This is a genomic window from Geomonas silvestris, from assembly GCF_014193515.1.
In the GTDB taxonomy this organism is placed as follows: domain Bacteria; phylum Desulfobacterota; class Desulfuromonadia; order Geobacterales; family Geobacteraceae; genus Geomonas; species Geomonas silvestris.
The window spans coordinates 675,680-699,269 of record NZ_BLXX01000001.1; the positions used below are offsets into that span (position 1 = coordinate 675,680).

At 62.3% G+C, this 23,590-nt stretch carries 18 protein-coding genes and 1 tRNA gene; 8 read left to right on the plus strand and 11 right to left on the minus strand.

Annotated elements, in window-relative coordinates:
• Positions 1-117 precede the first annotated feature (117 nt).
• Positions 118-330: a hypothetical protein gene (locus GMST_RS02865; RefSeq protein WP_183353096.1), complete on the plus strand. Its 213-nt coding sequence runs from the start codon at positions 118-120 to the stop codon at positions 328-330.
• Positions 331-465: 135 nt separating this feature from the next.
• Here the strand turns inward: GMST_RS02865 and GMST_RS02870 are convergent, their stop codons facing one another.
• Together GMST_RS02870 and GMST_RS02875 are read right to left on the minus strand one after the other, a co-directional pair.
• Positions 466-1,245: a DNA-formamidopyrimidine glycosylase family protein gene (locus GMST_RS02870; RefSeq protein WP_183353097.1), complete on the minus strand. Its 780-nt coding sequence runs from the start codon at positions 1,243-1,245 to the stop codon at positions 466-468.
• Between the two features lie 153 nt (positions 1,246-1,398).
• Positions 1,399-1,572: a hypothetical protein gene (locus tag GMST_RS02875; RefSeq protein WP_183353098.1), complete on the minus strand. Its 174-nt coding sequence runs from the start codon at positions 1,570-1,572 to the stop codon at positions 1,399-1,401.
• Positions 1,573-1,728: 156 nt separating this feature from the next.
• On the opposite strand from GMST_RS02875, the gene GMST_RS02880 reads away from it, so the two are divergent.
• Positions 1,729-3,531 carry a thiamine pyrophosphate-requiring protein gene (locus GMST_RS02880; RefSeq protein ID WP_183353099.1) on the plus strand — a complete coding sequence of 601 codons (1,803 nt, stop codon included), beginning with the start codon at positions 1,729-1,731 and terminating at the stop codon, positions 3,529-3,531.
• Positions 3,532-3,810: 279 nt separating this feature from the next.
• Here GMST_RS02880 and GMST_RS02885 read toward each other — a convergent pair whose 3' ends face one another.
• Positions 3,811-4,260, minus strand: coding sequence for a ferritin-like domain-containing protein (locus tag GMST_RS02885; protein WP_183353100.1), 450 nt, complete (start codon positions 4,258-4,260; stop codon positions 3,811-3,813).
• Between the two features lie 181 nt (positions 4,261-4,441).
• Positions 4,442-4,882, minus strand: a complete 441-nt coding sequence (locus tag GMST_RS02890) for an FKBP-type peptidyl-prolyl cis-trans isomerase (RefSeq protein ID WP_183353101.1) — start codon at positions 4,880-4,882, stop codon at positions 4,442-4,444.
• Positions 4,883-5,124: 242 nt separating this feature from the next.
• Here GMST_RS02890 and GMST_RS02895 point away from each other — a divergent pair, with 242 nt between their 5' ends.
• Both GMST_RS02895 and GMST_RS02900 read left to right on the plus strand, forming a co-directional pair.
• Positions 5,125-5,568, plus strand: coding sequence for a phage holin family protein (locus tag GMST_RS02895; RefSeq protein ID WP_183353102.1), 444 nt, complete (start codon positions 5,125-5,127; stop codon positions 5,566-5,568).
• A 583-nt stretch (positions 5,569-6,151) separates the two neighbouring features.
• A complete protein-coding gene (locus tag GMST_RS02900) occupies positions 6,152-6,430 on the plus strand; it encodes a YtxH domain-containing protein (RefSeq protein ID WP_246399173.1) in 279 nt (92 codons plus the stop codon).
• 172 nt (positions 6,431-6,602) lie between these two features.
• Here GMST_RS02900 and GMST_RS02905 read toward each other — a convergent pair whose 3' ends face one another.
• Both GMST_RS02905 and GMST_RS02910 read right to left on the minus strand, forming a co-directional pair.
• A complete protein-coding gene (locus GMST_RS02905; RefSeq protein ID WP_183353103.1) occupies positions 6,603-9,473 on the minus strand; it encodes a PAS domain-containing protein in 2,871 nt (956 codons plus the stop codon).
• 539 nt (positions 9,474-10,012) lie between these two features.
• On the minus strand, positions 10,013-11,623 hold the full coding sequence (locus GMST_RS02910; protein ID WP_246399174.1) for a methyl-accepting chemotaxis protein: 1,611 nt from the start codon (positions 11,621-11,623) through the stop codon (positions 10,013-10,015).
• 354 nt (positions 11,624-11,977) lie between these two features.
• On the opposite strand from GMST_RS02910, the gene otsB reads away from it, so the two are divergent.
• Positions 11,978-12,736, plus strand: coding sequence for a trehalose-phosphatase (otsB, locus tag GMST_RS02915; protein WP_183353104.1), 759 nt, complete (start codon positions 11,978-11,980; stop codon positions 12,734-12,736).
• 70 nt (positions 12,737-12,806) lie between these two features.
• Here otsB and GMST_RS02920 read toward each other — a convergent pair.
• The 4 genes from GMST_RS02920 to truD all read right to left on the minus strand — a co-directional run bounded on the left by GMST_RS02920 (position 12,807) and on the right by truD (position 16,243).
• Positions 12,807-12,881, minus strand: a tRNA-Gln gene (locus GMST_RS02920).
• A gap of 8 nt (positions 12,882-12,889) precedes the next feature.
• Positions 12,890-13,732, minus strand: coding sequence for a 4-(cytidine 5'-diphospho)-2-C-methyl-D-erythritol kinase (ispE, locus tag GMST_RS02925; protein WP_183353105.1), 843 nt, complete (start codon positions 13,730-13,732; stop codon positions 12,890-12,892).
• 17 nt (positions 13,733-13,749) lie between these two features.
• Positions 13,750-14,940 (minus strand): putative nucleotidyltransferase substrate binding domain-containing protein, encoded by a 1,191-nt coding sequence (locus GMST_RS02930; protein WP_183353106.1) that lies wholly within the window; start codon positions 14,938-14,940, stop codon positions 13,750-13,752.
• A gap of 49 nt (positions 14,941-14,989) precedes the next feature.
• Complete coding sequence (gene truD / locus GMST_RS02935; RefSeq protein ID WP_183353107.1) at positions 14,990-16,243, minus strand: tRNA pseudouridine(13) synthase TruD; 1,254 nt, start codon at positions 16,241-16,243, stop codon at positions 14,990-14,992.
• Between the two features lie 467 nt (positions 16,244-16,710).
• Between truD and GMST_RS02940 the strand changes: the two genes are divergently transcribed.
• Positions 16,711-19,674: an NAD-glutamate dehydrogenase domain-containing protein gene (locus GMST_RS02940; RefSeq protein ID WP_183353108.1), complete on the plus strand. Its 2,964-nt coding sequence runs from the start codon at positions 16,711-16,713 to the stop codon at positions 19,672-19,674.
• 284 nt (positions 19,675-19,958) lie between these two features.
• On the opposite strand, the gene trmB is transcribed toward GMST_RS02940, so the two are convergent.
• Positions 19,959-20,627: a tRNA (guanosine(46)-N7)-methyltransferase TrmB gene (gene trmB / locus GMST_RS02945; protein WP_183353109.1), complete on the minus strand. Its 669-nt coding sequence runs from the start codon at positions 20,625-20,627 to the stop codon at positions 19,959-19,961.
• A gap of 325 nt (positions 20,628-20,952) precedes the next feature.
• Here trmB and GMST_RS02950 point away from each other — a divergent pair, with 325 nt between their 5' ends.
• Together GMST_RS02950 and GMST_RS02955 are read left to right on the plus strand one after the other, a co-directional pair.
• On the plus strand, positions 20,953-22,383 hold the full coding sequence (locus GMST_RS02950) for a DEAD/DEAH box helicase (protein ID WP_183353110.1): 1,431 nt from the start codon (positions 20,953-20,955) through the stop codon (positions 22,381-22,383).
• A complete protein-coding gene (locus tag GMST_RS02955) occupies positions 22,383-23,387 on the plus strand; it encodes a helix-turn-helix transcriptional regulator (protein ID WP_183353111.1) in 1,005 nt (334 codons plus the stop codon). Before GMST_RS02950 ends, GMST_RS02955 begins: the two co-directional genes overlap by 1 nt.
• The last annotated feature ends 203 nt before the right edge of the window (positions 23,388-23,590 follow it).

Genomic DNA, 23,590 nt, shown 5'->3' on the forward strand with positions numbered 1-23,590 from the left:
TGGAGCGTCCACGGCCGCTTGCGAAGAGCCCAGGACCCTGGCGCACCGAGACCTATTCCAGGGAACACCCGTAAGAGCGCACATGCTATAATGGGTTGTCACCAAGGAGGTAAGGCCATGGAATTCAACAAGGAAAGTAACGAGAGGCCAGCCGAAGAACCGCGTTGCGACACCAAGATCTGGAGTCCCACCTGCGAACGTCATGACTACCGGGCCCAGGGCGACAAGTATCTCTGCGTGAGCTGCGGCAAGATTTCGGAACTGACCCACGAGATCGGCCACGACCACTTCCCGCACCTCAAGGCAGAGGACGAATCGAATCTGTACTGACACCAGCCCGGTGCAACGAGAAAGGGAGAACAGCCTAAAGCTGCTCTCCCTTTTGTGTGTCAACGGGGCTGATTGTCGCCCCGCAGTTGCCGGTCCAGTCCCAGTTTCAGTTTAGTACCAGTCCCGGTCCCTGCCTCACTCATACAGCACCTGTTCCTCCGTGTAATAGGTCTTCTTCTGTCCCACCATCTCGTTTTTGATGGGGGCGCCGGTCGGTGCCTGCCGCGCCTTGGGCTTGTGTACCGCGAGATGCTCTCTGAACTCGCCGGCGATCATGCCGGGATGCTCTCGGCGCAGGTACTCGGTCGCCTCGTTCAGAACCTTCGGAATCGCCTGGGCCAGCTGGGCGATCGCGTGGCCGGGGAGCCGGCCGGCGAGCGACCTGGGGGCCACCCGGGCCTGCCAGAGGACCTCGTCCGAGTAGGCGTTGCCGATTCCCGCGATCAGGCTCTGGTCGATCAGGCACTCCTTCACCGTCAGTTTCGGCTTGCTCAGCAGGATCTCCCGCAGGGACTCCTCGGTCAGTTGCAGCGCATCGGGCACCGGCTTTCCTGCCTTGGGGTTGAGGGTCACCGTAGCGAGGCCGCGCGGATCGAAGAGCACCAGCGACTGGCCGTGGTCAAACAAGAGGGTGAGGACGGCGAAGGCGACCTCCTCTCCCGGCTGGGCACGCTGGAAGCCGCCCGAGAGCATCAGGTGCACGAAGAGCCGGTCGCCCCGGTCCAGGACGAACAACAGCCCTTTCGCCTCGCGGCGCACCTCCTCGACCCGCTGCCCGACCAGCGTCTCGCGCAGCTGGGCGGGTTCGACGTTGAGACGCGACCGGCGATGGTAGCGAGCGTCGGTCAGCTTCTTGCCCCCCACCAGCTGCGTCAGCGATTCGGCAAACACTGTCAGATCAGGCAACTCAGGCATGATCCGCCTCCCTTTCATGAACTCATCAACACCAACGATGGCAGCAGCTGCTGCCCTAGTGCCAGCCCAGCCCTCTCGTCCCCCGACTTTAGCAGCACCAGCAAAGGGGGACAGGCACCTACGCAGCCAGTCCCAAGTTCCCAGTCCCTGCCCTTACCGCCGGTCTTCCCTCATCCTCTGTTGCACCCGCCAGGTGTGGCCGGTCTGTTTTTCATGGTTGTGGCAGACCGCGTGGGCCGCCTCGTTGCTCGGCATCCAATCGTGGAGTGCTCCGCAGCCGTCCTTGCATTCCGGCAGATACTCATAATCGGTGTAGTCTGCGTCCATGTCGGCCCCCTTTCGCTGAAAATTCCCTAACATCATTACCGGGGGCTCCCGCAATGTCAAGAAAGGCACTGGTTCTTCTCCCATCCGGTTGACAATGCGGACGCGGCTCTTACACTTCTCCAGGATTAACACTTTCACATCTAAAGGAGAGAGCCAATGGCTACCAACACGAGTGACTTTCTGGTCCAGCGTCTCCATGACTGGGGCGTGCGCAGGGTATATGGCTATCCCGGTGACGGCATCAACGGTGTGATGGGAGCGCTCAACCGCAGCAAGGAGCAGATCACCTTCATCCAGACCCGGCACGAGGAAGAAGCCGCTTTCATGGCCTGCGCCCACGCGAAGTTCACCGGCGAGGTCGGCGTCTGCATCGCCACCTCCGGCCCCGGTGCCATCCACCTCTTAAACGGACTCTACGACGCCAAGCTGGACCACCAGCCGGTGGTAGCCATCGTCGGCCAGCAGGCCACCACCGCACTGGGAACCGATTACCAGCAGGAGGTCGACCTCATCTCGCTCTTCAAGGACGTAGCCGGCCAGTACGTGCACATGGCGACCTCGGCAAGCCAGATCCGTCACCTGGTGGACCGGGCCATCCGGATCGCGCTGGCCGAGCGGACCGTGACCTGCATCATCCTCCCCAACGACGTGCAGGAGCTGGACGCGGTCGCCTCTCCCGAGCGCAAGCACGGCACCACGTACACCGGTCTCGGCTTCAGCCGCCCCGAGGTGATTCCGGCCCGGGACGACCTGCGCCGGGCGGCAGAGGTGCTGAACGCCGGGAGCAAGGTGGCCATCCTGGTCGGAGCCGGAGCCCTCGGAGCCGGCGAAGAGGTCGCCGAGGCCGCCGAGCGGCTGGGGGCCGGCGTGGCCAAGGCGCTGCTCGGCAAGGCGGTCCTCCCCGACCACCTCCCCTTCGTCACCGGGAGCATCGGACTCTTGGGGACCAAGCCGAGTTGGGAGCTCATGATGAACTGCGACACCTTCCTGATGATCGGCAGCGGCTTTCCCTATGCCGAGTTCCTCCCCAAGGAAGGGTCGGCCCGCGGCGTGCAGATCGACCTCAACCCGCGCATGCTCGGACTGCGCTACCCGATGGAGGTGAACCTGCAGGGGGATGCGGCGCTGACCCTGCGGGCCTTGATCCCGCTCCTGGAGAAGAAGGGAGAACGGGAGTGGCGCGAGACCATCGAGAAGGAGGTGCGCGAGTGGTGGCAGGTCATGGAGGCACGCGCCATGATCTCGGCCAAGCCGATCAACCCGCAGCGCCTGTTCTGGGAGCTTTCGCCACGTCTTCCCGAGAACTGCATCATCACCTGCGACTCCGGTTCCGCCGCCAACTGGTTTGCGCGGGACCTGAAGGTCCGCCCCGGGATGATGGCCTCGCTTTCCGGGACCCTGGCCACCATGTGCCCCGGTGTGCCGTATGCCGTCGCCGCCAAATTCTGCCATCCTAACCGGAGCGTTCTGGCGCTGGTCGGTGACGGGGCCATGCAGATGCTGGGGAACGCGGGACTCATCACCATCTCCAAGTACTGGAAGACCTGGAGCAACCCGAACCTGGTCATCCTGGTGCTCAACAACCGGGACCTGAACCAGGTGACCTGGGAGCAGCGGGTGATGAACGGCGATCCCAAGTTCGACGCGTCCCAGGACCTTCCGGCGTTTTCCTATGCCGGATATGCCGAGCAGCTGGGGCTCATGGGGATCGAGGTGAGCGATCCCAAGCAGATCGCCGGTGCCTGGGAGCGGGCCCTGAACGCCGACCGGCCCGCGGTGATCGATGCCCATTGCGACCCCGACGTGCCGCCCTTACCCCCGCACATCACCTTCGAGCAGGCCAAAGGGTATCTCTCCTCCATCTTCAAGGGAGACCCCAACCTGGGCGGCATGGTGCGCCAGTCCGCGCGCCAGATGATGTCCTCCTTCCTGACCCGCAGCGAAAAGCACGAAAAGTAACAGACGGGTTAGCCACGGAGACACGGAGAACACGGAGAAAGACAACCTTGAAGCGAGTACGGCCTCCCGCGCTAACGTAGGAGGCCGTACCAGTTTTGGGCTGCTGTTTTCATGACTTCGTGAGGTTAAGTGACTTACCGTTTCCGTTTTCCCCAAGTTCAGATTTTCTCCGTGTCCTCCGTGGCTCCGTGGCGAAAAAGATTTTGCTTCGCCTTTCTGCCCAAAAAAAGGGGCGGCCCACACTCCGCCCCACCCGGAATACTCAGCGTGATGCGATGGTTACCGTTTCTTCGCCGTAATCGTCTGCACCGCCTCGCGCACGTACGAGAGATGGCGCTGCTCGTCGGCCAGGTTCGCCTGGATGATCGAGGAGATGTCCGTCGGCCAGACCATCTTCACGGCATCCTGATACTTGGAGGTGGTCAGCTTCTCGTTGGTCTCCATAGCCTCCAGGGCACCTTTGGTACCGGTCAGGCTGCGCAGTGCGGTGAAGCCGGAGATGAAGAAGCCTTTGAAGTCCGAGGTCAGTTCCGGCGGGGTGCCGCCCATTTCCAGCACCTTCGCGGAGAGCAGGTCGATGTGCCTGCGGTGGTCCCCCTGGAACTGGATCAGTTTGTCCTTGATCAGTTGATCGTCCACGTTCTTGATCGCCTGATCGTAGGCATGGGTGGCATCGACATCGAGTTGGATCAGTTTCTCCAGTTGGTTCAGGATCTCATCACGGGTCATGTGCTACCTCCTTTTGGTTAGGTTTCGTTAATACTAGCATGACAGTCGCCGATGGCAATGACGTGAATAGATTCTACGAAATCGGCACTTAGCTGGTTATACCTACGACTGAAGGGTCACATCGTAAAGAGACGAGGAAACAAAGCAAAGTCAGTAGCCGCGAAAGGGACGACCTCCACATTTAGTCCTCCCCCAGTTCCAGGTCGGCATCATCCACCGCAACCAGGTCCACCTCGAAGATCAGGTCCGACCCCGCTGGCGGTCGCTCGCGTACCGAGCGCATGGGCGCCTCCGGGATGGTGAGGTAGACGTCGTCATCGCCACCCTCTCCGGGACCGAACTCGTAGCCGTAGCCGCCTCCCGCGCTACCGGCGGGGAAACCTTCGTCAGTCGGCGCCTCGTCCACATCGAACTGGAAATCCTCGACCTCCGCCGCCGGGACCCGGATGGTGCGGGTATCGCCCGGTTTCATTCCCAGGACACCCATCTCCAGGGTGGGAAGGGTGTTCCCCTGCCCGATGACGAACTCGAGCCGGTCACGGGACGAGAAATCGTAGATCGTGCCGTCCTCAAGCTTGCAGATGAAACTTATGGTCACCCTCTTCCCCTCTTCCGCTTCCATACGGACCTCCTTGGCAGCTCCAGATGTCGGCAACGACAGAAAGGATAGACGCTTCGCTGCATGAGTCAACGCTAATTGTCTTTTCGAGGAGCGGCACGAGTTCTACCCGCCGGATCCGTTCCTGGTTGTGCTGAATCCACCTTCCGCTCGCAAAGAATCCTTGCAAAGCCGTCGGATATTCCATAGCATTAATATGTACCAATAGTTACAAGCATGAACCAGTGCAGGGCAGGGAGGCAGACATGCCAGAGAGAGAACAAAAAACGATCGGCGCACTCTTTACCGAGCTGACCCGGGAAGTGCGGACCCTGTTCCGGCAGGAACTTGAACTGTTCCTGGCCGAGATGAAGGCAAAGGTGACAGATATCGCAAAAGACACGCTCGCCGTCGGACTCGGTGCTGCGCTTCTCTATTTCGGCGCTTTTGCACTGATCGCGGCTATCGTGCTCGGTTTGGCAACCGTTATGCCGGCGTGGGGCGCCGCGCTTCTGGTTGCCGTGGCATTCCTGGGTACGGGGGTCGTGCTGGTGCAGAGGGGGCTCAAGAACTTCGCGCAGCTGGACAAGAAGCCCGAAGAGACAGTTGCCACGCTAAAGGAGACGGTACAATGGGCGAAAACACTAAGGAACTCCAGTCGGCGGCGGACACGCTTCGCGAACAAATACGACACACGGAAAGCGATATAGCAGAGACGGTGCAGGACCTGGAAGAAAGGCTCTCGCCGCGATTGTTGCGCCGGCGTGGTCTTCACAAGGCAGGCCGGTTGCTATGGCAAGGGGCCGCACGGATTCTGGCGGTCGCACAACACACCTCCATCCAGGCGTCTCTGGTGGCGGGAAGCGCGCTTTTGCTCGTGCTGCGAAACCGCAAGCGGCACGCTTCGGGGGACCACAGGCCCCTCTTGGAGCAGCACCCGGGACAGCACGGAAGCGCCACGGTGGCGAAGATGGCAGGGGCCACCGGAGGCCTCTGGATGCTGCTGCGCAAGGCGGCAGACCGCGCGGTTGTGCCTGTCGGGCCGCCAGTCTCCGGGGTGTTACTGGCATTGACCGCGACCAAGGCATTTCTGAGCGGCGCCCGGTCTTCCAAGAAAAAGGGCACCACCCAACCAGGGCGAAAGATGGCATGGCGTGCGCTCGCAACGGCGCTGGGAGCCGCCTTGGGGAGCTACTGGTACAGCCATCGGGGACAGAGGGTCTAAACGCGGGGCCAGTAGAAACGGAGGGATGGCAAAGGGTAAGGTAACCGGAGAGTTCAAGGAGGATCATTATGAAAAGACACGCAAGCACTACTGCCGAGCTGGTGAGTTTTTCCGCCGGGGCCATAGTGGGAGCGGGGCTCGCCCTGTTGTACGCCCCTAAGCCGGGGCACGAAGTAAGAGAGCGGGTCTCCGATGCTACCGACGGGGCCATCACCAAAATGAAAGACCTCACCGCCGACGTACAGCAGAAGGTGAACAGCAAGCTGCAGCGGGGACGCCAGTATGCCGAGACAAAGGCTGCGGAATTCGCGGAGACAGCCGAGGAAACCAGGGGCCAACTCCACTGAGTAGAGTCCCGAACCTGGAAAGGCGGCCGGCCATTCCATAAACCGCTACCGGTGTCGGCCTGTCAAAAAGCTCGGAGCGTCGCCTGAACGCGGCACTTCGGGCTTTTTCGTGCTCGAAACCTTGGCATGCGGCTTCGGGGAGCGCGAGGTCCTGCTCCGGGTGAACGAACGATCACTCCAAAAGCTCCCGCAGTTTCTTCAGGAGCAGCGCCGGCGAGACCGGCTTCTCGATGAGGTGCAGCCCCTGGATGGCCAACCCCGACTTGTTGATGACGTCGTAGGTGTACCCGCTTATGAAGAGCGCCTTCACGTCGCCGCGCAGCTTGCGTATCTCGCTGAAGGCCTCCCAGCCGTTCTTGCGCGGCATAATCACGTCGAGCACCAGGACGTCGATGGAGACCCCGCGCTCGCGGAACTTCTGGATCCCGTCGGCCCCGTCCACCGCCTCGATGACCTGGTAGCCGTGGTGCGCCAGGACCTCGCGGAACAGCGATCTCACCTCGGCATCGTCCTCGACCAAAAGGATGGTCTCCCCCCTGCCGTGGTGCAGGTTCTCCTTGGGAGGAGCGGCCTGCTGCGCGGTGCCGCGCACCAGCGGGAGGTAGACCCAGAAGGTGGTCCCCACCCCCGGTTCGCTGATCACGTTGACGAACCCGTTGTGCTGCTTCACGATGCCGAACACGATGGAGAGCCCAAGCCCCGTCCCCTTGCCGACCTCCTTGGTGGTGAAAAACGGCTCGAAAATCTTCTCCAGGGTGGCGGCATCCATCCCGCAACCGCTGTCGGTGACCGACAGGATGGCGTACTCGCCGCTTTTCCCGTACCCCTGCGCCTGGACGAACTCCTCGCTCACCGACGCCGAACCGGTCGCAATGGTGAGGCGCCCCTCCCCCGCCATGGCGTCTCGTGCGTTACCCACCAGGTTGAAGATAACCTGCTCCAGTTGCCCATGATCCGCCTGGACCAGGGAGGGGTCCCGCCCCAGCTCGAGGCGCAGCTCGATGTTTTCCCCGAGGATCGGCGGGAAGAACTTCTGGGCCCCCTTGACCAGCTGGTTCAGGTCGAGCAGCACGGGGTTCAGGTCCTGTTTCCTGCTGTAGGCCAAAAGCCCCCGGGTCAGATCGGCGGCACGCTCGGCCGAGGTGATCAAGAGGTTCAGGTACCCCCTCATCTGTTCGGAGAGCTGCGCCTCGGACTTGATCAGGCTGCCGTAGCCAATGATGGCGGTGAGCCGGTTGTTGAAGTCGTGGGCGATCCCGCCGGTGAGGGTGGCGAGCGCCTCTACCTTCTGGGAGTTACGCAGGTGGTTTTCCACCCTGCGCTGCATGGTGGTGTCCCGGAAGTTCAGCACGATGCCGGCCACCCGGTCGCCGATCAGATGGGGGCAGGCCACCCGTTCCACGATCCTGCCGTCAAGAAACTCCATGAGGATGGTGGAGAGCTGTTCCGGGTGCGCCATCTGCTCGTTGAGCTGCTGCTGGAACCCGATCGGGTCCTTCAACTCCTGGATGACGTGATCCAGCATGGCCTGGTACCCCTGTGCCATGACCGACTCCGGAATCCCGGTCATCTGGGGATACTTCCGGTTGTACATCACCACCCGCTTCTCGAGGTCGAGCACCAGGATTCCGTCGACGATCGATTCCAGCGTCGCAGAGAGGATCGAGAGGGTCTGCTGGTTCTTCTCCTCGAACTGCTTACGCTCCGAGATGTCCCTCACAAACGAGCAGATCCGTCCCGTACCGTGGTACATGAGCAGGCTCGAACTCACCTCGATCGGGACGGGCCTCCCCTTGCGGTCCAGCGCCAACAGTTCGGTGGACTGGGGCCCCTCGTCCTCGAGGAGGTTCCAGCGCTGTTGCCAGTACTCCGGGGTGTACCCCGGCACCAGGTCGAAGATGGTGAGTGTGGCAAACTCCTCAGGCGTCGCGGAAAAGATGCGGCAGAGGCTTTCGTTGGCAAAGACGAAGCTGCCGTCCTGCGCCACCCAACCGATGCCGTCGGGGGACCACTCGACGCTGTAGCGGGTGAAGCGGAGCTCCTCTTCGGACAGGCGGCGCTGCGAGATGTCGCGCGCGATCCCGGTGGTGCCGACGATCTCCCCCCGGGCGCTGAAGATCGGGGTCTTGATGGTTTCCAGCCAGACCTGCCCCCCGGTGCCGGCCAACTCTTCTTCGACCTGTTTGCTGCGGCCGGTTTTCATTACCTCGAGGTCGTCGGCGCGGTAGGCCTCGGCCAGTGCGCCGGGCCAGATATCCAGATCGGTAAGCCCCACAAGCTCTTCCGGGTTGCGGCCGCAGGCCTCGGCGAAGGCCCTGTTTACCGCGACGTACCGGCTCTCCTGGTCCTTGATCCAGGCCATGTCGGGGATGTTGTTGAGGATCGCCTTCATCTTCCGGTCGCGGATCTCCAGGGCCCGGAAGCTTTCGTTGCGAAAGCGCATGAAGAACAGCGAGAAGCAGATGAAAAGGACGTTGAGCAGCACGCAGCTCACGATGACCTTGGTCTTCAGGTTGTCGTAGAGCTCGAAGATCTCGCTTTTCTTGATACCGACGTAGATGGCGCCGACCACCCGCCCCTGGTTATCTTTGAGCGGATCATAGGCCGCATAGTACGGCTCGCCGAAGAGGAGCGCCTCACCCAGGTAGCGCTCCCCCCTATTGAAGACGGCCTCACGGGGGGCGCCGACGAGCCTCGTGCCCAGGGCGCGCCGGCCATCGGCAGTAGGGACGTTGGTGGCGACCCGGACATCGCCCTGGAAGATGGTCGCCGTCCCCCCGAAGACCTCCCGGACACGGTCCGTAAGCGCAGAGTCGCCGGTCAACGGGTAAGTGCCGACCCAGAGCTTGCCGTCGTGGACGCTGAAGCTGTCGCCTTTTTGCAGCAGCATGACCCGGAAGGCCTTCAGCCGCTCCTCCTGCTCATGCTGCGCATCGGTCACTGCGTGGCTGTACAGCTGCGAGAGAAAGAGCAGCGTCGAGGAGGTTATGGCAATAACCACGATGAGTGCATTTATCAGCGGATATCGCAGTTGGAACGTCATTTCATCTCCGCATTGAATTAAGATCGATACATCCGCGTCATTTCAAGAACACCGCGCATCAACAAGCTCTATAGCTGTCTTTTGTACTGGATTCAAGAAAAATGTATACGGCAGAAGCACCGGTAACATCGGGTTTTTTCAAGAGAAACTTTAGCCAAAAATAACAGTGAACAGGTTCATGAACAGCGACAACTACAAATACAGGGACAGGCGTGGTTACCTTAGGGTAAAGCGAAGCAGCGTCGACAGGGCTTATACATAATCCCACGTTGACCTACAGCATCAGCCGAGATTTAGGAGCAGTATCTGGGAAAGAATTAAGAATCCGGCACCTGACGGATCTTCCGCAATGAGCCTCTCCAGCCGCCGCGTGGCAACGAAAAAAAGGGGCCATCCTGGAAAAGGTGCACCAGGTCCTGCGGACGCTCTACCAACGGGTGGGGATACTGGAGAGGGAAAAGAAGGGATGCAACGGCAACTCGGTGCGAAGTTCACCAAGGCACCACGGAGGGGAGGTCTCCTCCGTGGCCTCCACCTCGCTACAGCCTGAACCGGGTGACCAGCTGTTTGAGATCCTGCGCCTGGGCTGCGAGGGTACCCGCCGATGCCGCGGTTTCTTCGGCGCCGCGGGCGGTCTGCTGAACCACCTCCGAGATCTGCAGGATATTGCTGGTAACCTCGCCGGTGGTCGCCGTCTGTTCCTCGGCTGCCGTGGCGATCTGGCTTACCTGCAGGGAAACCTCGTTGATGCTGTTGAGGATCATCTCCAGGGCCTCTTCCGAACGCGAGGAGGCTGCCGCTCCCTTCTCGACTTCCTGCACCCCCTCCTCCATGGCGCATACCGCCGTCCTGGTCTCTCCCTGGATGGCCCGGATCATCTCCCCTATCTCGCGGGTCGCCCTCGTGGTGCGCTCGGCAAGGGCGCGGACCTCGTCGGCCACCACGGCAAAACCGCGTCCCTGCTCGCCCGCCCTGGCCGCCTCGATGGCCGCGTTGAGCGCCAGGAGGTTCGTTTGGTCGGCGATGTCTTCGATGGTCCCGACGATGGCGCCGATCTGGTCCGAACGGGTGCCGAGCGCCTCGATGCTGACCGAGGTGGCCCGTACCCGCTCGGCGATCACCCCCATCCCGACGATGGTTTCCTCGACGATCGCCGCCCCGGCTTGGGCCGCCTGGGCCGACCGCGCCGACGCCTCGGCTGCAACCGTGCAGTTGCGGGCGATGTCGGTGCTGGTCGCCGCCATCTCTTCGCTGGCGGTTGCCACGGTATTGGACTGGGCGACGGTCTCCTCGGCACCGGTGGCGATCTGGTCCGACGTGGAGCGCAGCTGTCCCGAAGCCGTGGCGACCGAGCCGGATATGTCGATGATCTGGGAAACCATCTGGCGCAGGTTCCCGACCATCTCGCCGAGGGCGCCGAGGATCATGCCGACCTCGTCCTTGCTGTCGCTTTTCACCTCGCGGGAGAGATCGCCCGAGGCCACCGCCTTGGCTATCTCGACGGCATAGTTGATCTGCTTGAGCACCGCGCGGCTCACCGTCAGGCAGATCCCCCCGACCACGAAGGCAATGAGGAAGGTGCCGGCAAGGGAGAAGAACATGGCGGTCCGCTTCAGCGCCAGTGCCTCCTTGGCCTTGGTGCGTCCCTGCTCGATGTTGAAATCGATGTGCTTGTCGAAGGCCTTGCCGACCTCCATGAGGATCTGCTGGTTGGCCATGAGCAGGTCGCGCGCCTCGTTCTTTTTTCCCTCCCGGGAGAGGACGAGTACCTGGTCCCGGACCGCGACGTACTTGGCGAGCGAGTCCCGGTCCACCGCCAGGAGGAGTTTGTCCTGATCGTTGGAGAGGTCCTCCTTCTCGTACTTCTTGAGCGTTTCGTCGACCGCGTTGGTGTTTTCGGTGATCTTTTTCTCCAGCTTGGCCATCTCGGCCGGATCGGTCTGAGCGACGTGCTGCCAGACGCTGACCCGCACCGTGGTGAGCGCGTTGACGGCGTTGGTGAGATGGTCCAGGCTGGGAACCGTGTTGGTATTGGCGTAGTTGGCCGCATCGAAGACCTTCCCGGTCTCTAACTGGTTCATACCCGCCAGCAGGATGAGGCCGAGCAGCACGGCGGCGAAGATGATCTGCATCTTTCTTGCGATGGTCATAAAGAGATACTCCTGACGGTTTCCCCGCTGGACACGGTCCCGATGTTAAGGCCGGAAAAGGTTTTGACTCTTCTTGAACCTATCGGCGTGTACGGCAAAAACTTGAGGGGGATCCTGCGCGTAACCATCCTTAATCACTAGGCATAAGACAAATCCGACAAGGGCGCAGGCGAAACTTACCTCGAGTTCCACCGTCTCCCTTGCCGCGAGATTTTGTCCCTCCCGCCCCTTGCGCGAGGGGGAATCGAGGTGGCGCACGAGCCGCAGTGCGGGTCCCCTTGCCCTTCACGCGAAAGGCGCAAAAGGAGTATCATCGTGGAGTCAGCCTACACCTCACCCCCAGGAGGGCCAGCGATGTCGACCACCTACCTTCTCGAAGAGCAGGGCCTACAGGATCTCACCCGGTTCACCACCCGCGGCACCTTGTTCGCGTTCGATCTCGACGGGACCCTGGCGCCCATCAAGGTGCACGCCAGCGAGGTCCGGCTCGCTCCCGAACTGTTCGAGGCACTGAAGCGCCTGGACCAACTCACCAACGTCTGCGTCCTCACCGGCCGATCGCGGAAGGACGCCCTCGCTATCCTGCGCATGGACCTGCGGCTCGTGCTGGGGAACCACGGCTGCGAGTGGCCGCCGGAGCTTAGGCCCCGAAACAAGCGGTACATCGAGAAAGCCGGAAGCTGGAGGGCGGTTCTGGAGAAGGGATTTACAGAGGAGCGCGGCGTGGAGATCGAGTACAAGGGCGAGACCCTGGCGATCCACTACCGCGGTGCGCCGGACCCTGACCAGGCGAGGCTGCGCATCGAGAAGTTGGTAGGAGAGCTCATCCCGGCGCCGCGCGTCATCGGCGGCAAGTTCGTGATGAACCTGCTTCCGATGGAGGCGGAGACCAAGGGGACGGCGCTCGTCGAGGCCATGGAGTTCGTGGGAGCGGGGCAGGCAATCTATATAGGTGATGACGTAACCGACGAGGAAGTCTTCAAGATGGCGCTCCCTAACCTTTTGGGGGTGCACATAGGCACCGAACCCTGGACTGCCGCAACGCATTACCTGAAGGAACAGGGGGAGATTACGGCAGTGGTTCAGACCGTGGTGCGGCTATTGGGGGGGTGATCGGGGTAGTCTATTCAGCGATTCAGGAAAAAAGAAAAAGGCCAGCTTTTCAGCTGGCCCTTCATATTTATGGCAGGGGCGACAGGGATCGAACCTGTGAATGCCGGAATCAAAATCCGGTGCCTTACCGCTTGGCGACGCCCCTATTCTCTTTTAGATGCTGCGTACGGCGGCGGTGAACCAGCCGTGCTCCTCTGCAAGCTCGGCTGCCGCCTGCTTTGCCGTCTTCTCGTCGGCAAAGAGCCCGAAAACGGTGGAACCGCTGCCGGACATCAACACGCCCCGTGCTCCGGCGGCGCTCAAAAGCTCTTTCAGCTCGCCGACCCTCGGATACCTGCCGATGGTCACCGGCTCGAGATCGTTGGAAAGTACCGCACAGATCTCGTCGAGGCCGGCGTAGGAACTCGAAACTTTAGCGGGTTCGTTTTTGTTTGTCAATCTCAAATTTTGGTACACCCAGCCGGTGGAGACGTGGATCCCGGGGTTCACCAATACCACCCATACTTCGGGGACCTGCTCCAAGGCGGTGAGCAGGTTGCCGATCCCCTCGGCAAGGGCGGGTCTCTTGAAGATGAAGAAGGGGACGTCGGCTCCCAGCTTCACCCCGATCTCCATGAGCTTCTCGTCGCTCAATCCCAACTCCAGCAACTCGTTCACCCCCATGAGGACGCTCGCGGCGTCGCTGCTGCCGCCGCCCAGCCCGGCCCCGACCGGGATGTGCTTCGCGATGGTGATGTCGATGCCGACCTCCTTGCCGGAGAGCTGCAACAGGGCGTCGGCCGCGCGCCAGGCGATGTTGCCCGGCCCGTCCGGAGCGCCCCCGCCGTCGCAGGTGACCCGAACGCCGGGGGTTTCGCTCAGGGCGATCTCGATGTCGTCGTTAAGATCGACGCGCTGCATCAGCATGCGCAGGTCGTGGTAGCCGTCGGGTCTCTTGCCAAGGACGTCGAGCCGGTAGTTCACCTTGGCGGGGGCCTTTAACTGCAGTTTCTTCACGTTGTTCTCCCCTTTCATCATGTGCCGCTGCCCTGACCGGTGCGTTCTTTACCCTGGAACCGGCAGCGCAAAAGGCGCTGCAGCTGCCGCACCGATTCGAGCGCTTCCTTTAACCGCTCCCGGTCGCCTTCTGCGAGGGCGGCGGGGCTCAGGTAAGGCTGCTCAAGTGCTATCTCGCGACGCACCTTGAATCCCGCCAGCACCTGGTAGGCGGCGCTGAAGCGCTCGGCCTGGCCACCGGTAAATACCCCCAGGGTAGCCAGCGCGGCGATACGCTCCAGGGTCGGTCCGGTCTCGAGGTCAAGTTGGGCAGCCAGGAGGCGCACCGCCCCTACCAGTGGCTGCAGCCCGTCCTTTTCCGGATTGAGACAGCCGGCATGGTCGCCGGTCTTCTCAACCCGCAGCCCCCCCAGCATGCGCAGCGCCACCGGCTGTTCGGACACCTCGCGCGCCAGGTCGTGCAGCTCCTGCCCGTCGCGGCTGCGGGCGAGGAAGTCTCGAGCGTTTTTTAGGGCGGCAGCGCCGATGGCCTCGTCGCCGCAGACGACGCGCAGATCGGCCACGGTCTCCAGCCGGTTGGGCTGGTCGGGAGGCTGGACCTCTCCGCTAAGGTAGTGTTCCCACTTCTCGAGCGAGCCGCGCCAGAGCGCCTTGCCGAGAAATGCTCCCTCTTTGCCGATCAGGCCGTACTGGTCCAGGATCGCGATGATCCGGTAGGCGAAGGGCTCGAAGTAGCCGGTTGTCTCTTCGCTCTTCCAGACCAGGACGCAGCGGTCGCTCTCTTCGAGGGTCTGCTCGCAGCGCCCGAGGCTTCCCGAGGCGAGAAGCGCAAAGGGGGCCGGAGCGTGTCCCTCGTCGTTGAGCTCCGGCCCCTCTTCGGCGAACTGAAGCACGCGGCGCAATACCCCGTCGCGCCAGGCGTTGCAGAAGCCCTGCAAGGCGGCCACCGACCCGCGCCGCACGTAGTAGGCGGCAACCAGGCGCTCGAAGCGGTTCAACAGGGGGGGAAGCTGGTCGAGGTACTCGGCGTGCCACAGCTCGGAGAGCACTCTGCCGAAGGAGGCGGAGGCACCCTCTTCGAAGGCAAGTTCCTCGGCGATCCAGCTCTTGAGATCCTGGATCGTCTCGAGGGTCTGCTCCGGAGTGAACTGGCGACTCCGCTCGTAGAGGATCTTCTTGGCCCCGATCACGAGTTCCGCGTCGCTCATTGTTTCCTCTGCAAAGGCCGGCACATGAACACCTGGTAAACGTGGATTGTTAGGAACTGTGGTCGAGACGCTGCTCGGACTTCATGATCTCACTCATGACGCAGGTGGCGTAGGAGCCGCGGGGGAGCGCGAAGGAGACCACGAGGTCGCCTCCCTCCTCGACGATCTCGACGCCGCTCAGCGGCACGCGCAGGGGGCGCCGCTCCCCTTCCATGCGCAGCCCGCCGGAGAGGTCGAAGCTTGCCAGGGTGAGCACCTCGGCCGCCAGGAGTCCCTGCTCCAGCTCGCCCTGTCCCCCGGTCGCCTGCAGCATGGTGCAGCCGAACATCGGGCCGGTGGAGGAGATCTCGAAGCTGGCGGCGCGCGGCGCCTCGGCTGCGGCATCCTCGACCTTGAAGCAGGCGCCGTTGGCGTGTTTGAAAGCTATATCCCCCGTCTCGAGGGTGTCCAGCCGATCCAGGCGCGCCTCGACGACGCGGTCGAAGAGCGAGGACTGGAAGGCCGACAGGTAGAGGCGCTTCAGCCGGGGCTGCGCCGCGTGGAAGGCCCGGGCGAAGTCGTCGGGGCGCTGCAGCAGCCGGCCGATGATCTCGCGCTCGGTCCGGCAGTAGCCGGGGAAGAGCTCCAGGCTCTGGGCCAGGTCGCCGCGCCGGTATGCCTCGATCGCCTCGCGCCAGCGCTCGTCGCTCACCTGGGCGGAGTCGCCGATGAGGACGTCGATGGCCCCGCGGTAGTCGCCGCGCAGCATCGCGGCTCCGATCTCCTGCGAGTTTCCCTGGACGCCGTAGCGCTGCGACCCGAAGCGGTTGGGGACGCCGCGCTTCTCCAGGATGGCGAGGGTCTGCTGCGCCCGCTCCAGTGCGGCCGGCTCGACCCCGCGCACCCGGATCCGGAAGCGGTTACCCTTGAGGTGTCCAAGCCTCAGCTTGTTGCCGTGTTTGGCGGCGCTTACCACCGTGACTCCGGGGATGGCGAGGGCGAGCACCTTGTCCGGGCTCACCCGCGGGATGGAGACGAACTGCCGGGTGATGCCGACGGAGTCCTTCATCCCGGCGTAGCCCAGGTCGCGCTCCTGGACACCGAGGGCCTTGGCGAGACGTCGCAGCATTTCCAGGGTGGTGATGCCGCGCTTCTCGATCCAGGCGAAGCAGTGTTCGCCCAGCCCGCTGGGAAGGTAGGCCGGGACCTCCTCGACCTCGAAGTCCTCGGGACTCCCCTTGATGCTCCCACCGGTTCCCGGTATCTCCGCGGTCAGATATCGCTGCACCCGCCCTCCCCTTGCCGTCGATTTGAACCGCCGCATCATACCTGCTACGCTGCTCTCTTTCAAGGATTTCCTGAGAGTTATTAAACCTGGCGCCGAGCGGAGCACTACTCTTTCGGCGCAGACGCCGGGCAGAGTCTACACAATCAAGGTTCGTACTGACGCTCCGAAAAGATGGGGAATGGCTGACAAACCTTTTTTTAGCCACGAAGGCACGGAGGTCACGGAGAACGGCTGGAACGATGAAGACAAGAAGCCGGGACTCTCATTGCCAAATGCTCTGCAGTTGGTTTTCTCCGTGAACTCCGTGACTCCGTGGCATAAATCAACCCGCTGCACTCAGTACGACGTCTCAACCTCGCGTACTGCGCCGCCGGGTCAGGATGGACGAGTTTACTTTGAGTAAACTTTTTTGCCATGTAAGTAAAATTCGTGTAAACAAAATCCGAAAAGCGCTGTTATACTATCGCGCAGAACGGCTCAACACGACCGGAAAGGGGTACATCATGGGTAGCACCGCAGCAACGAGTAAAGACAGACACGCCGAAATCCTCGCCAACCGGAAATGGCTCAAAGAGCAGCTCAATCCCTATTTCTTCACCGCAATGCAGGACGAACCGGAAGCGCTCAAGATCCTGGAGCGCGAACTCGGCTCCTTGCAGTACAACCGCCGGCTGATCCTGGCGGACCGCAAAAAGACCCTGGTGCTCGCCCGGGTCAACGCTCCCGGGTCGCTCTACGACACGCTGCGCAACTTCCCGGACATGGAAATCTCCTACGCGATGATCTCGCACTCGGAGGGGGAACTGCCGGGGATGGAACGCTCGCTGGAGATCCAGCGCTTCGAGTTCGACCGCAAATCCAACGGCGACATCCTCGGCTGGAAGGACGTCGAGATCCCCGCGAAGATCACCCGCGAGGTGGCGAGAGACCTCAGGAAGCACTACCCCGAGTTCGACATGAAGGAGTTGGACCGGCTTTTGCGCATCCTGTGGCTCAACAACGAAGACTACGTACGGGTCTCCTCGCCGCTTAGGGTGGCGCAGGTGCTGCAACTGTTCCAGAAGGCCGGCCGCAGCGGCGGCATCTACCTCTACGTGGAACCGACCATCAACCCCTTGGAGTCGCGGGTGCACTTCGCGGTCGGCAACCCGCCCCAGAAGGAGTTCCTGCTCCAGCTCATGGAGGTGTTCAACCGCCTCGACCTGGGGGTGAACCGCGCCTACTGCCTCACCATCTCAAACGGCGTGCACCCCTACTTCCTGGGGACCTTCTACGTCAGGCGCCGCTCCGGCGAGGTCCTGGCACCGGGTTCCGAACTCTACACCCGCCTGCAGCAGGAACTCTACAACTCCCAGATCATCGCCACCAAGGGGTACACCTACCGCGAGTTCGTCACCACCGGGGTCATGACCGGCGAGGAGGCGAGCCTCGCCAATGCGTTCATCGCCTTTTGCCACAGTAACCTCGCCCACAACCGGCCGGACCGCTTCGGCCTGGACGACGTGCAGAACGCCTTCCACCTGCACCCTGAGATGGCCCTGCAACTGGTGAAGCTCTTCCGGGCACGCTTCGACCCGGCGCTCAAAAACCGCGAGGAGGTCTACCGCACTACGCTTAAGGAGACCACCAAGGCGGTCACCGGCTACAACACGGGGCACCGCTACCTGGACGAGGTGCGTCGCGCCATCTACCGCTGCTGCCTGATCTTCATCACCCACACCCTGAAGACCAACTTCTTCGTCCTGGAAAAACAGGCGCTCGCCTTCAGGCTGGATCCCGGTTACCTGAAGGAGTTGGGCCCTGAGTTCACCTCGGACCTGCCGCCGGCGACCCCTTTCCGGGTCACCTTCTTCTTCAGCCGCTTCGGCTTCGGCTACCACATCGGCTTCTCCGATATCGCCCGCGGCGGTTGGCGCACCGTCATCGCCCGCAACTCCGACGACTTCATCACCAACGCGAACACGATCTTCCGCGAGAACTTCGTGCTGGCGCACACCCAGCACCTGAAGAACAAGGACATCTACGAGGGGGGCTCCAAACTGGTCCTGATCCTCGACTCGGCCGACCTGCAACGAAGCGGCGAGCGGGACATGGAGAACTGGCGCCTGTACAAGCTGCAGCACGGGGTGACCAACTCCTTCCTGGACATCTTCGTGACCCAGGACGGCGTCGCCAAGAACCCGAACGTGGTGGACTACTACCGCGAGGACGAGCCGATCGAGCTCGGGCCGGACGAGAACATGCACGACCTCATGATCGAGAACATCGCCCGCATCTCCAAGCGGCGCGGCTACATCCTCGGCATCGGCATCATGTCCAGCAAGGCGGTGGGGATCAACCACAAGGAGTACGGGGTCACCTCGGCCGGGGTGGTCAAGTTCGCCGAGATCACCATGAAGGAGCTGGGGATCGACATCTACAAGGACCCCTTCTCGCTGAAGCTGACCGGCGGCCCCAACGGGGACGTGGCGGGGAATGCCCTGCGCATCCTCCTGGAGCGCTCTCCCAAGGTTGCGGTGCGCCTGATCCTGGACGGCACCGCGGCGCTCTACGACCCGAAGGGGGCCGACCGCGGCGAGCTCGCCAAGGTGGTGTTGAAGGCCGACCTGGACGCCTTCAACCCCGAGGCGCTCAACCCCGGCGGCTTCATGATCTTCCGAAGCGGCAGCAGGCGCGAAGGGCTGCGCGAGCTGTACCGCAAGGTGAGCCGCAATGACAAAGGGATCGTCGAGGAGTGGCTTTCCACCGACGAGTTCTCCCGGGCCTATGCGAGCCTCCCCTTCAGTGTCGAGGCCGACCTGTTCATCCCTGCGGGCGGGCGCCCGGAGACTATCGACAAGGACAACTGGAGCAACTACCTGAAGGCGGACGGCACCCCGTCCACGCCGGCCGTCATCGAGGGGGCCAACTCCTTCATCACCCCGGAGGCGCGCATCCAGCTGCAGAACAAAGGGGTCATCATCATGCGCGACGCCTCGGCCAACAAGTGCGGGGTGATCTCCTCCTCCTACGAGATCATCGCGAACCTGCTTTTGTCCGAGGACGAGTTCCTGGCCGAGAAGGAGCGCTACGTCAACGACGTGCTGGAGATCCTGGAGCAGCGGGCCGCCGACGAGGCGCGTCTCATCCTGAAGCGGCGCCGCGAGAACCCGGGCGTTTTGTGCACCGAGATCTCCGATTCGCTCAGTACCGAGATCAACGAGCACTACGCGATGATCTACAAGTTCTTCCAGAACCGTCCGCAGCTCTGCCTGCAGCCGGTCTACCGTCGGGCTATCCTGGCGCACCTCCCCAAGATGTTGCGCGAGGAGCAGAGGTTTGCGCGTCGCATCAAGAACCTGCCGGTCAAGTACCTGTTCGCGATCCTGGCGGCGGAGATCGGCTCGTCGCTCGTCTACCGCGGCGACAAAGAGGCGGACTTCGAGGCGACGATCAAGGGACACCTGCTGAGGACGTTCCCGGAGTAAAAACGTTCACCGCAAAGAGCGAAGGCAAAGAAAAGCGTTCACCGCAAAGACGCGAAGAACGCAAAGAAAACGATAAAACGTAAAACACACAAAACTGACACAGAAACTGGTTCGGCCTTCAACCGCTTGCGGAAGAAGGCCGAACTCGTTTATCGACGCTCGTGCTGTTTCGTGGCTGTCCGGTTTGCCCTATTCCTGAAGTGGCTTGCCGATTCTCCCCTTCCAGGTGTGGTGTTGCTTTGCCTTTCCTTCGCGTTCTTTGCGTCTTTGCGGTGAGAGGGATTCTAAGCGACGTTCAGCGCGAGGTTCCCGGTTTCGGTAGCCTCCTCCTTGCACACCTTGTAGTGCACGAAGTAGATCTCCTTCCCTTCGGCCATGAACTTGCGCATGTACTTGGAGCGGTGATACCCGGGGAAGTCGTGCCGGTACAGGTCGGGGGCGAACTGGTTTTTAAGCCCCGCAACATCGGGGAGGAAGTTGGACACGTCCTCGCCGTAGTCGACGAAATCGGTCGCGAAGTAGAAGTCGGCACCGTCCTTGAGGTACGGGAGCAGGAACTCGACGAACTCCTGCTGCACCAGGCGCCTTTTGCGGTGGCGCTTCTTGGGCCAGGGATCCGGGCAGTTGATGTACACGGCGGATAGACTATCCTTGGCGATCCGCTCGGTGATGAAGCCGCGCGCCTCGTCGCGCAACACGCGCACGTTGGTTACGCCGTGCCGGTCCAGGCGCCGGCAGGTCTTGTAGCACCCCTTGTTGTAGAAATCGATGGCGATGAAGTTGGTCTCCGGCTTCTCCAGCGCGGTCTGCAGCATGAAATCGCCGACCCCGCAGCCGATTTCCAGGGCCAGCGGCCGGTCGTTGCCGAAGATGGCGGCCCAGTCCGACTGGCTTCCGAGATCCTCGAGTTTAAGGTAGTTGGGTGATTCGATCTGAATGAAAGATTGCGTCATCTGTCCCTCGTGCTGATTTTTTCGGGCTGCACCATAGCACAGCTTGTACCGGTCGGTGAAGGGAAGAATGCAGATGTGAGGCAGATTTCCGTAGTGAGGCGATCTTTCGCCCGAAAGGTCCGGACGAGCCTCCCGCAAGGGGTAGAAGAGCCCTGAGCGCCGCTCTTGGGGTCGGGGCAGCGGGATGCACCCTGCACCGAATGTGTGACCACCACCGATCGCAAATGCAAAGTTAATTAATATTTCACGCTTTTCTTGCCATACCGGGCATTGTATGCTAAGTATATCCTCTTGAAATAACGACAAGATGAGGCAACCAGCTACCATGAAATTCATCGAACTGCCGATTCCGGCCGAGGTCCTGAAGGGGATCGAGGATACCGGGTTCACCGACTGCACCCCCATTCAGGAAAAAGCACTCCCGATCTCGCTCTCCGGCAAGGACGTCGCAGGCCAGGCCCAGACGGGGACCGGCAAGACCGCGGCTTTCCTGATCTCCGTGTTCACCCGCCTTTTGAACCAGCCGAAAACCGGAGGGGCCCACCACCCGCGGGCGCTCATCCTGGCGCCGACCCGCGAGCTGGTGGTGCAGATCGAAAAGGACGCCCAGGCTCTGGGACGTCACGCCGGTTTCACCATCCAGGCCATCTACGGCGGCGTCGACTACATGAAACAGCGCGACGCCCTGAAGGCGGGCGCGGACGTGGTCATCGGCACCCCGGGGCGCCTCATCGACTACCTGAAGCAGAAGGTCTACTCCCTTAAGGACATCGAGGCCCTGGTCATCGACGAGGCGGACCGGATGTTCGACATGGGGTTCATCGCCGACCTGCGCTACATCCTGCGCAAGCTCCCCACCTACGACAAACGCCAGAACCTCCTCTTCTCGGCGACGCTCAACACCCGGGTCATGGAACTCGCCTACGAGTTCATGAACATGCCGGAGAAGGTATCGGTTACCCCGGAGCAGATGACGGCGGAGCGGGTCGAGCAGGTGCTCTACCACGTGGCACGCAAGGAGAAGTTCCCGCTGCTTTTGGGCCTTTTGCGCAAGGTGGGGATGGAGCGCACCATGATCTTCGTGAACACCAAGCGCGAGGCGGAGTACCTGCAGGACCGACTGAACGCCAACGAGTTCCCCGCCAAGGTGATCTCAGGCGACGTCGAGCAGCGAAAGCGCCTGAAGATCCTGGCCGATTTCAAGGCCGGCACGCTCCCGATCATGATCGCCACCGACGTCGCCTCCCGCGGCATCCACATCGACGGTGTGACCCACGTGATCAACTACGACCTCCCGCAGGACAGCGAGGACTACGTGCACCGCATCGGCCGCACCGCCCGCGCCGGAGCAGAGGGGATGGCGATCTCGTTTGCCGATGAGGACGGGGCCTTCTACCTGGAGGGGATCCAGGAGTTCATCAAGCAGAAGATCCCGACCGAGTGGGCCGAAGACGACATGTTCGTCCACGACTACAAGAGGACCAAGCGCCCGCCGCCCAGCGAGAAGCCGACCCGCGACAAGGGGGGGAGATCGGGAAGCAAGTCCGGCGGAAAAGACGCCGGCAGAGGCCGCAGCCGCAGCGAGAAGCCCGCCGCAAAATCCGCCGCCCCCGCCGAGAAGGGAGCAAGTCCGGCCGAGGCCGCAAACGGCGCGTCCGGCGACGCGGGAGCCGAAGCGGCGCAGAAGCGCACCCGGCGGCGCCGCCGTTCCTCAAAGCCGAAGTCAGACCAGCCCACGGAGCAGAAACCCGAGTAATGGGAGTCGGCCGTCCTGCCAAAAAGTACTCGCAGGCGGGTCGCATCCACGATGTGATCCGCCTGATCGAGGCACGTCACGGCATCACCCTCGACGAACTCGCCGAAGAGACCGACGTCAACCGGCGCACCATCCAGCGCGACCTCGGCGCCATCGAGGAGGCGGGTTACCCGCTCATCTCGGATTGGGAAGACGGCGTCAAGGTCTTCCGGTTCCTCACCCGCTTCAAAGACGTCCCCCCCATCAGTTTCACCCTCCAGGAGCTGATGACCCTTTCCCTGTTGCGCTCCCAGCTCGACCTTTTGAACGGCACCCCATTTCTCGAGGAGATGCAGAGCGTTTTCCGCAAGGTGAACTCCGTGCTCCCGCCGCGCCTCGCCGCGCACATGGAGCGCATCGCCGACGTCGCCCACCCGCTCTTGCAGGGAAAGCGCGACTACCGTAAGTCCGCCCAGCCCCTCGCCCTGATCCGCCACGCCCTTTTGCACCAGCAGGGGATCACGCTAAGCTACCGCTCCTCCGGGCGCGACGCATCGGAAAGCTACCGCGTCGACCCCTACACCCTTGTCTTCCAGAAAGGGGGGATCTACCTGTTGGGTTATGCCCACAACCGCAAGGCCCTGCGCACCTTTGCGGTGGAGCGGATCGTCTCGGTCGAACCGGAAAAGGAGCGTTTCGAGATACCGGAGGGGTTCAACGCGGCACAGGCCCTGGAAGGCGCCTTCGGGATCGTGGCAGAGGCGCCCCAAGAGGTGCGGGTCCGTTTCGGCAAGAACGTCGCCTATACCATCAGGGACCGGGTCTGGCACGCCTCGCAGAAGATCGAGGAGCTCGAGGACGGCGGGGTGCTGCTCTCGTTCCGGGCGGGTGGGAAGCTGGAGATCCTCTCCTGGCTGCGTTCCTATGGTGCGCAGGCGGAACTGCTCGCACCTGCGGAGTGGCGCACGGAACTGGCAGAAGAAACACGGGAGATGGCAAAGCTGTACCAGGGAGAAGCGATTTAGCCACAGAGAGCACGGAGAAAACCAGGGTGTCTCGGCACGACGAGCTTCCTGCACGACAGCTACTCCGGAAAAAACCGCGTAAAACGTTTTCAAACGGTTCGACCTTCTGCGCTCGCGGGAGAGGCCGAAACGTTATAGGAAGTCCTCGTTCCACCTCTGCAGTCGGTTCCTCTACCAAGCCTTCGACTTTCTCCGTGTCCTGC